The sequence below is a fragment of the Pseudoalteromonas sp. NZS100_1 genome, assembly GCF_015864285.1.
GTDB classification, from domain to species: Bacteria; Pseudomonadota; Gammaproteobacteria; order Enterobacterales; family Alteromonadaceae; genus Pseudoalteromonas; species Pseudoalteromonas arctica.
Genome location: NZ_JADYXN010000029.1, coordinates 49,758 through 57,382, shown reverse-complemented (window position 1 = coordinate 57,382; position 7,625 = coordinate 49,758). Strand labels below are relative to the sequence as shown.

At 42.1% G+C, this 7,625-nt stretch carries 5 protein-coding genes; all 5 read right to left on the bottom strand.

What is annotated here, in order from left to right:
• Positions 1-118: 118 nt before the first annotated feature.
• Entirely contained in the window at positions 119-2,380 is a 2,262-nt protein-coding gene (locus I6F66_RS16855) for a xanthine dehydrogenase family protein molybdopterin-binding subunit (protein WP_197209490.1), read from the bottom strand.
• Positions 2,377-2,874, bottom strand: coding sequence for a (2Fe-2S)-binding protein (locus I6F66_RS16850; protein WP_165721286.1), 498 nt, complete (start codon positions 2,872-2,874; stop codon positions 2,377-2,379). Before I6F66_RS16850 ends, I6F66_RS16855 begins: the two co-directional genes overlap by 4 nt.
• Before the next feature lie 187 nt (positions 2,875-3,061).
• The gene (locus I6F66_RS16845; protein ID WP_197209489.1) at positions 3,062-3,817 is read right to left on the bottom strand and encodes a hypothetical protein; all 756 of its coding nucleotides are present in this window, start codon (positions 3,815-3,817) and stop codon (positions 3,062-3,064) included.
• A 126-nt stretch (positions 3,818-3,943) separates the two neighbouring features.
• Positions 3,944-4,732 (bottom strand): DUF3800 domain-containing protein, encoded by a 789-nt coding sequence (locus tag I6F66_RS16840; protein ID WP_197209488.1) that lies wholly within the window; start codon positions 4,730-4,732, stop codon positions 3,944-3,946.
• A 254-nt stretch (positions 4,733-4,986) separates the two neighbouring features.
• On the bottom strand, positions 4,987-7,617 hold the full coding sequence (gene metH / locus I6F66_RS16835) for a methionine synthase (RefSeq protein ID WP_197141195.1): 2,631 nt from the start codon (positions 7,615-7,617) through the stop codon (positions 4,987-4,989).
• Positions 7,618-7,625: the final 8 nt, after the last annotated feature.

Sequence of the window (7,625 nt, the reverse complement as noted above, 5' to 3'; positions counted from 1 at the left end):
CAAAAGATGATAAGGGTATTGTGAAGCAACCAAAAGATCGGTCAACCGATCAAAAATACCTTAACTGATCGGTGTTAGCCATTTGGCGGTTTTTTTGTTTAAGCTGTAGGTTATTTAGCTACGCTTTTAATTGGTTACCAATCGGTAACTGCCTAATACGCTTTCCGCACGCTGCAAAAATAGCATTACATAATGCTGGCGCATAAACCGGTGTAGATGGCTCGCCTACCCCTGCTGGTGGTGCATCGCTTTGTACAATTTCAACTTCAATCTCAAGAGGTGCGTCGCTCATACGCGGTACGCGATAATCATGAAAATTACTTTGCTGTACGCGCCCTTTATCAAAGGTAATACCATCGCTGATTGCAGTTGTAATACCGTAAATAGAGCCACCTTGGGTTTGGTTTTTAACAGTGTCGGTGTTTACAACCGTACCCGCATCAATGGCAACCCAAGATTTAATTACTTTTAAATCGCCAGCATCCGACACTTCTACTTCAACTACCGTAGCTACGTAAGTTAGAAAGCTTCTGTGTGCTGCTATGCCTAAACCTCGACCTTTAGGAAGCTCTCGCCCCCATTTACTCATGTCAGCCACTTTTTCAATAACATGGCGCAGTCTGCCAATATCTAAAGGGTAAACTGCTTTATCGCCGCCATAATTATCGTATGTGGCATTTTGCTCAGTTACATCAACAATGCGACTCGGACCTATAGTGTCTAGTAAATAGTCTTTTTGGTCGCGACCGGCTTTGTGCGCAGCTTCGCCAATAAATGACTGAATAGCAAAGGCATGAAAAATATTTGATACAGAGCGCATCCAACCAATTCGTGCTTTGGCTTGCGCATCACCGTTTTCTAACTTCATATTAGGTGTGTTAATAGGGTTATCGGTAAATCCTAAGCGCAGTTCAAAGCTTCCTGGCGTAGTCGCCCCTTCTGAAAAGGTAGAGGTAATTGGTGAAAACGCGGTGCGGTGTAAATAAGATTCTATAGCGCCATTTTTATCTAGCGATGCTTCAATGTGCTGAGCCGAAACTGCATGGTAAAAACCATGTTGTATGTCGTCTTCACGCGTCCACTGCACACGAATAGGCTTGCCTACTTTCATTGAAAGGTAAGCTGCTTCTGCTGAAAAGTCAGGTTTTGACTTACGCCCAAAACCGCCTCCTAACATGGTAACGTGAACATTAATTTTGCTCTCATCCATGCCAAGCATTGCCGCCACTGTTTTCATATCGGCTTGTGGATTTTGCGTAGCAGCCCATATATCAACACTGTCTTTGTTGTACATCGCTGTTGCACAAGGCGGCTCCATTGGTGCTTGAGCAAGATGCGGCGCGTAATAATCAGCTACGAGTTTATTGCTCGACTTACCCAACACGCCCATGGCATCGCCTTTATCACGTATGTTTGCCTGTGGAGTTTGTACCGTTTGTAATAATGACTTTTTAAATTCTTTTGAATTGTAATCGCCATTTTTGCCATCATCCCACACGACTTTTAATGCTTTACGCCCTTGCCATGCAGCCCATGTGTTTTTAGCTATAATCGCAATGCCACCTTTTGGCTGAAACTGCGGTGCGCCTTTTGGTGCAGGTATTTCAATAACATCTATAACGCCGTTTATCGCTTTTGTAGCACTGGCATCAAACGACTTAACAACACCGCCTACTACCGGCGGGCGTTCAATTATAGCCACCAGCGCTTGTGGTTCGCGTACATCGGCTGCAAATATAGCTTTACCTGTTACTAAATCGGCTAAATCTATGTGTGCCATGCCGGTATTAATGTAGCGCCATTCTTTGCGTGTTTTAAGCGTTAGTTTGTCAGCTTCTGGTGGCGTTATTGTAAGCGCTAAGTCGATTAAATCTTTATAAGTAAGCGATTTACCTGAGCTGTGTGTAACAACGTGTTGATTAGCAGTACAGGTTTGTGGATCAACTTTCCAAAACTTAGCGGCAGCATGCTGCATCATGTAACGTACACTTGCGCCCATTTCACGCAGGCGCTGCATGTTGTAGCGAATACTGCGCGAGCCATCGGTATTTTGATCGCCGTATTTAGGGTCGCCCTTACCCTGAATAACAATAACCTTATCCCACGCGGCTTCCATTTCATCGGCAACTATTTGTGCAATCGCGGTGCGAATTTGCTGACCCATTTCAGAGCGATGACAGGTTATTTCAACCATGCCGTCTGGGCGCAGTGCAATAAATAAGTTTGCGCGTTTTGCCAGCTCAGATGGCTGCTCTAACACGCCAGCAAATGCTCTTGGCGCACTGCCAACAAAATAAGTACCCAGCACTAGCGCACCTAGGGCACTAGTTTTTAAAAATTTACGGCGGGTTAAATCAAAGTATTTGTTATCTTGGTTCATACTTCTTCCCCTTGTTCATTTGGGTCGAAATACTGAACACTCGCCATTGTTTTAGCAGCTGATTTAATTGCTTTATGAATACGCGGGTATGTACCACAACGGCAAATATTTCCCGACATATTACTTACTATTTCATCATCGGTAGGGTTTGGATTGGCAGCTAATAAGCTTGCAGCTTGCATCATTTGGCCGCACTGGCAAAAACCACACTGCGGTACTTTATGCTCAACCCATGCTTGTTGTACTGGATGGTCGCCCTGCTCGCTTAACCCTTCAATTGTTGTAATTGAAAGACCCGCTACTGCCGCTACAGGTAATACACACGAGCGCTGAGCTACCCCATCAATATGCACAGTACACGCACCGCACTGAGCCATACCACAGCCAAATTTAGGGCCGGTTAAATTCAATTCGTCTCGGAGATACCATAATACTGGCGTTGACGGATCGCCAGAAAACTCATGTTTATTACCATTAATGGTAAGCGTGATCATACTAAACTCCTTGGCAAAGCGCTTTACAGGAGGGTTCCTTGTTGCGCGAGAACTATTTTTAATTACTTACTATTTTATACTTACTACTTTTAGCCTACCACTTAGATCTATTTTATAAAAATACTAATTATTAGAACGTTTTACTGTTAAAAACAGATCTACATTATCAAGCATACTAAAACATACATTAATGAGTGCTTATAACATCTTCAAATAGTAATCGCTCATCGTCTTTATAAACTTCAAGCCAACCTGGTGGTGATGTATCGCAGCCAATAATGGTTACTTGTAGCACATAACTATAGCGACCATTTTTAAACGTATAGTGATGATTCCCGCCGCTACCCTCAAATGTAATATCGCCGTTTAGTAAAACCATATCAGGCTTATCACTTGGCTTTTTATTAATACCCCACGATGCATACCGATAATTATGCCCCCCTAAATCATCAACACGAATATGGTAGTTAGCCGTTTTCCAATCAAGTACTGGTTTTTCAAAAGTGTTGATACTTGCGTGCAAGGATTGCTTATCGTGTTCGATTAAGCTTTTAGCAAGTGCCTGCTCTTTAGTATTTTGTGTATTTACAGCAATAATTTTACCGTCAGTATCAACCCACATAACGCCGTTATTTAGCATAATGCCGCGCCAACCAACTTTATCCCAATCGGTATTAATGTTTGAGGCGGCAATAACTTTGGCGAGTTCATCGTCAAACACTTCATCAAAGCGGTTAATAAACTCAGCTTCATTTTTAATGTCAGGTATGGGGTACTGTCGTTTTAGCGGGTAGCTAATAAGTGCAGCAATCGCAGTTTTATCATGCGTTTTAAAAGCAGCAATAACAGGTAAAACGCTCTCGTGATATTTTTGCTCAAGCGCAAATGTGCTAGATGTGAAAAGTAGAGATAAGCAAAGGAATATGTAATTTAGATACTTCATTGATAGTCCTTCAATTAAAGTCATTGAAAATGAAAGATTTGAGCCCTTTTGTTATTAAGTACGAAATGAAACAGAAGCGAGTAAAATTACAAAGTTCTCCCTAAGTACAGTTCGTTTAAAACCTTATTAAGAGCCTGTTATAACTTCATATTCTGCTCTGCTAACATTTGGTACTGCAAAATTGGGAACTATATCTCTAGTGTCTGGTATAGCTCTAGTTTCTATTGGAAAATGCCAAATGTTAAACATATTATTTGGTCTAGTATCGTAGGCTAATTGATCCCAACCTAAAATTGAAGCCATTCGAAAAGTGGCTAGTTTTTTTGCCATTTGCATATCAGATTTGGGGTTGAAATATAAAAGATAACCAGTATTAACTGCCCCAGTTAGTATATCAACAGCCTGTAAACCCCAATGGAGCTTAGAGTCCTGCATAGATACAAGCTCAATTTTTGAAGATATTGGTAATTTAGCAAGCATATGATTAGTAATAATTTGAATTACTTCATCTTGTTTAGGATATTTTGTACTTTTCTGGTCTATATATACTTTAAAGTTAGCGTTTAAACCTTTACTACTTTGATTTAGAAGTTGATTATACGTTGTGTAAAAAGCCGCTTCTTCATCTCTATGCCATTTTTGATAAGGCGCTTTTGATACCGCAATGGCATGGAAAGTACACGGGCTACTTAGTACAAACTTTAAGATATTTAAGCATAAATTAATCTGTCCTGAGCTTTTTCTTATTTTTTCCCATTTTATCTCACCTCGAATCCCACTCGATTTATAAATTTGTTCAATTTTAAAATTGAATTCATCTAAATATCCACTTGGAACATTTAAGATACCGATAGTATAACAAGGTGATCCTTTTGAAATTCCACTTTCATCAGCAAATGATACTACATCGTTCACTTCATTCTCCTTATCTATAAGCATTAAATAGCCTATTATGTTCCACTTTTGGAGGAGTTATAACATCCCAAAAATGCTTATATTCGTTTGTTTAATAATTTCACTAAATAAACTTTTTGTAAATATATGATTATTTGGATAAGAACAGGTCTTTATTATTTTTCACCAGAACAATATTTATTAATGTCGTGTGACAAAAACAAAAAAGCGAGCTTAATTAAGCTCGCTTTTGTTTTAACGGACAGCTGTTCTATTTACTCCGGATCATACCCCAAGTTAGGCGATAGCCATCTTTCTGCCTCTGCGAGCGTCATATTAGTTCGTTTAGCGTAGTCTTCTACTTGATCGCGTTGTACCGCTGCTACTGCGTAGTACTTAGCTTCTGGGTGTGAAAAGTACCAACCTGAAACAGCAGCACCTGGCCACATGGCGTATGAGCTGGTTAACTGCATGCCAATGCGTTTTTCGGTGTCGAGCAACTGCCAAATTTTCTTTTTCTCGGTGTGCTCTGGGCACGCAGGGTAACCTGGCGCTGGGCGAATACCTTGGTAGTTTTCGCGTATTAGCTCATCGTTTGCTAGGTTTTCGTCTGGTGCAAAACCCCAATACTCTTTACGTACTTTTTCGTGTAGGTATTCTGCAAACGCTTCTGCGAGTCTGTCGGCAACCGCTTTAATCATTATTTTGTTGTAGTCGTCTTGCTGTGCGTCAAACGCATTTGCTAAGTCGTCCTCTTCTAAACCGCCTGTTACTGCAAACGCGCCAAAATAGTCTGGTGTGCCTTTGGGTGCTATGTAGTCGGCTAGGCAGTAGTTAGCAAAGTCGGTTTTTTCGGTTTGCTGACGTAAATGGCATGAAGTAGTTAACAGCGTTTTGCGTGTTTCGTCGGTGTATATTTCTATGTCGTCCCCAACGCGGTTAGCAGGGAATAAACCTATTACGCCAAGTGGTTGCAAACTGCCGGCTTTTTCAAGGTCGTCTAACATGTCGTTAGCGTCTTTAAATAAGCTTTGCGCTTGCTCGCCTACGACTTCATCGGTCATTATGCGCGGGTATTTACCGGCGATTGACCACGTCATAAAGTATGGCGTCCAATCTATGTATTTACGCAAAGTAGCGATTGATACGTTTTTAAACTCGATCACGCCAAGCTTTTTAGGCACTGGTGGCGTGTAGTTATCCCAATCGAGTTGTGCTGCGTTATCGCGTGCGCGCTGGATTGTAACAGGCTTAGAACGTGGTTTTTTACGCGCTTGTTGCTCGCGTACTTTTACATACTCGGCTTTTGTTTTTTCTAAAAAGGCAGGTTTTAGCTCTTTAGATAACAAGCTTGATACCACACCTACTGCACGGCTGGCGTTACTTACGTACACTACGCCCTTGTCGTACTGTGGCTCAATTTTAACGGCAGTATGCGCTTTAGAAGTAGTAGCGCCACCAATCATTAATGGGAGCTCAAAGCCACGGCGTTTCATTTCTTTTGCTACGTGCACCATTTCGTCAAGCGATGGGGTAATTAAGCCCGACAACCCAATAATATCGGCTTTTTCATCGATTGCGGTTTGCAGTATTTTATCGGCAGGTACCATTACACCTAAATCGATTACTTCATAGTTATTACATTGCAGTACAACACCCACAATATTTTTACCTATGTCGTGTACGTCACCTTTTACGGTCGCCATCACTATTTTACCGTTAGTTGAGCCTTCTTCTTTTTCAAGCTCAATGTAGGGGTCTAGGTAGGCTACGGCTCGCTTCATTACGCGCGCCGATTTAACAACTTGTGGTAAAAACATTTTTCCTGCGCCAAATAAGTCGCCTACTACGTTCATGCCGTCCATTAACGGCCCTTCAATTACGTGAATAGGTTTAGCTGCTGCGGCGCGGCATTCTTCGGTATCTTCATCTATAAAGGTAGTAATACCTTTAACAAGCGCGTGCTCAAGGCGTTTTGCAACAGGCCATGTGCGCCACTCTAAATCTTCTACTCGCTCGGCTTGCGCCATACCCGAGTATTTTGGTGCAAGCTCTACTAAACGCTCGCCTGCGCCTGAGTCGGTGTTAAGTATTACGTCTGTAACGGCTTTGCGTAACTCTTCTGGTATGTCGTCGTAAACGGCTAGTTGCCCTGCATTTACAATACCCATATCCATACCAGCTTGAATAGCGTGATATAAAAACACCGAGTGAATAGCCTCACGTACTGGGTTATTACCCCTAAACGAAAACGATACATTTGACACCCCGCCCGACACTTTACAGTGCGGTAAATTTTGCTTAATACGGCGCGTGCCTTCAATAAATTCTACGGCGTAGTTGTCGTGCTCTTCTATACCGGTGGCTACGGCAAATATATTTGGGTCGAAAATAATATCTTCTGGCGCAAAGCCAATGTCTTCTACCAATATTTTATAACTGCGCGCACATATTGCGAACTTACGGTCTGCCGTGTCGGCTTGCCCGTCGGTATCAAACGCCATTACAACAGCGGCTGCACCAAAGCGTTTTATTATTTTAGCTTGGCGAATAAACGGCTCTTCGCCCTCTTTTAGCGATATTGAGTTAACAATTGCCTTGCCTTGAATACACTTTAAGCCTGCTTCTATTACTTCCCATTTTGAAGAGTCAACCATAATCGGTACGCGAGAAATATCAGGCTCTGAGGCTATTAAGTTTAAAAACTTAACCATGGCGGCTTTTGAGTCCAACATGGCTTCGTCCATGTTTATATCAATAACCTGTGCGCCGTTTTCTACTTGTTCGCGGGCAACGGTTAGCGCGGCTTCAAAGTCTTCTTCCATGATTAAACGTTTAAACATGGCAGAACCCGTTACATTGGTACGTTCGCCGACATTAGTAAATACTGCTATTTGTTGGGTCATGCTGGCTC

Bases quoted from the DNA above. Each gene is read 5' to 3' on its own strand.
- I6F66_RS16855 (WP_197209490.1), bottom strand. From the start codon at position 2,380: ATGAACCAAGATAACAAATACTTTGATTTAACCCGCCGTAAATTTTTA.
- I6F66_RS16850 (WP_165721286.1), bottom strand. From the start codon at position 2,874: ATGATCACGCTTACCATTAATGGTAATAAACATGAGTTTTCTGGCGAT.
- I6F66_RS16845 (WP_197209489.1), bottom strand. From the start codon at position 3,817: ATGAAGTATCTAAATTACATATTCCTTTGCTTATCTCTACTTTTCACA.
- metH (WP_197141195.1), bottom strand. From the start codon at position 7,617: ATGACCCAACAAATAGCAGTATTTACTAATGTCGGCGAACGTACCAAT.